This is a genomic window from Butyricicoccus sp. (genome assembly GCF_050872565.1).
Taxonomy (GTDB): Bacteria; Bacillota; Clostridia; order Oscillospirales; family Butyricicoccaceae; genus Butyricicoccus_A.
The window spans coordinates 1-1,904 of record NZ_JBNMHC010000397.1; the positions used below are offsets into that span (position 1 = coordinate 1).

Here is a 1,904-nt window from a genome sequence, read left to right on the forward strand (position 1 = left end):
GCACGGCAAACAGCACGCAGTCATACACATCATCCTGTTTGACTCCGAAAGCCGGGCATCGCACCGATGCATAGATAACAGCCAATACCACGCCGCACATAATGAGAATACCATACCAGTAAATCGGCTTGGATGCAATATGAAAGGCGATATTAGAGAGATGAAATTCCAGTCCTAAGCCCGGAAAGGAAACGACTTGTTCCATATGTTATCCCTCCTTCTGCGGCACAATCACTGCCATAGCTGTTCGATTGGGCTTAGCCCATGCTTGTACGCGCTGTACAATTTCCGCCTGTGTGATGCTTTGGAATACCTCTGCAAAATCAAACGCCATCGCGCCGGAGAACACCGCTTCTACCTGCATCCGGCACACGCCGCTCGCATCGCTGCTGCGGCGAATATACTTGCCATAGAGTGCTTTTTTGGTTCTGCGGAATACTGCTTCATCGATTCCTTCGTCTGCGATGCGCTGTATCTCGCGTTCCAACGCTTCGCGCACGGCATCCGGATCGTTGGTCTCGCCGCTGAACAGAGCACATGCGCCGCCTGCAAACGTAAAGTAATCTGGATCAAAGGTTCGATCCACCAGACCTCGCTGATATAATGTATCATACAGCACGGTTGACTTGCCGCAGACGCATTGTGCTGCCAGTTCACCAATCAGCTGCTGCCGATACATGTCGCTCGGCACATCATCTTTGCAGCCCAGCATAAAGATCGGACGGGATACTGCCATTTTGCGCTCCCAGCGCGGCTGCGCCGCGGTTTCCGGCTCATCTCCATACGACCGAGCAGCAATCTCTGCGGCATCTGCCGGTGTGATGCGCTGTGCCAGTTCAACTACACGATCAAATTCATATTGTCCGCAAACAACCAATGCCAAATTTTTTGGGGAATAGAAGCCGCGATGGCACAGATTTAAAACAGCCGGATCAATCGGCGCAATTGTCTGCTTGCTTCCTGCGACAGAAATGCGCACCGGATGCACGGCATACAAGGCTTGCAGCACGCCGACATAGGCCGCCCAGCCCGGTGTATCCTCCAACATATCAATTTCCTGACCGATAATGCCTTTTTCCTTCGCCACATTTTCATCGGTGAAATACGGCGTTGTGACAAAGCGCAGTAAAATCTCTAAGTCTTCATAAAACCGATCCGTGCACGTAAAATGATATGCCGTCATGGTATGACTGGTAAATGCATTCGGCTGTGCCCCTCGCGCCGAAAACTTTTGCAGCGCGTTGCCGTCCTCTTCCTCAAACAGCTTGTGCTCCAGAAAATGCGCAATGCCCGGTGTGACATCATGTTTTTGTCCATCCAGTTCAAAATGGCAGTCAATGGAACCAAAATCTGCCGCCAACATGGCAAATGTCTTTTCACTGTCCGAACGCGGAATGCAATAGATACGCAAACCATTGGGCAAGACTGTCATTTGAATCTGCTCATCCAGCTGCGGATAACCATGTGTCTCCATCTTATGCACCCACTCCCTTCAGAAAATAAACGGTATCCGGCACGGCTTTTTGGGCTGCTGCCGTCACCTGTTCCAGCGTCACTGTCTCAATGCGGGCAATCAGCTGTTCCAGCGTCTCGTCACTACCAAGCAGTGCCTGTGTCTGATAAAAATTCTCCAATGCGAACGGAGAATCGAACATCGTGTGCAGCGAAGCGCAAATCGAACGCTTGGCATTGTCCACTTCTTCCTGTGTCAGGCCGCCCGCTTGAATGTCCGATAACTGGCGCAAAATCTCTGTTCGTGCTTTTTCTTCACTGTCGTTTTCAATACCAGAGGTGACAGCGATAACGCCCTTGGTTTTTTCTGTCTGTGAAGAGGCATAATAGCACAGGCTCATCTTTTCCCGCACATGGCAGAACAGTCGAGAGGCTGTACTGCCGCCAAAGCA

General features: G+C 51.1%; 3 protein-coding genes. All 3 read right to left on the reverse strand.

What is annotated here, in order from left to right; translation table 11 throughout:
- A partial coding sequence (locus ACR0P9_RS11795) for a prolipoprotein diacylglyceryl transferase family protein (protein WP_432620385.1) occupies window positions 1-205 on the reverse strand: 205 nt, incomplete at its 3' end.
- A gap of 3 nt (window positions 206-208) precedes the next feature.
- Window positions 209-1,474: an EF-P 5-aminopentanol modification-associated protein YfmH gene (yfmH, locus tag ACR0P9_RS11800; RefSeq protein WP_432620387.1), complete on the reverse strand. Its 1,266-nt coding sequence runs from the start codon at window positions 1,472-1,474 to the stop codon at window positions 209-211.
- 1 nt (window position 1,475) lies between these two features.
- Window positions 1,476-1,904 (reverse strand): M16 family metallopeptidase (locus ACR0P9_RS11805; RefSeq protein WP_432620389.1); only part of this gene is annotated, 429 nt, incomplete at its 5' end.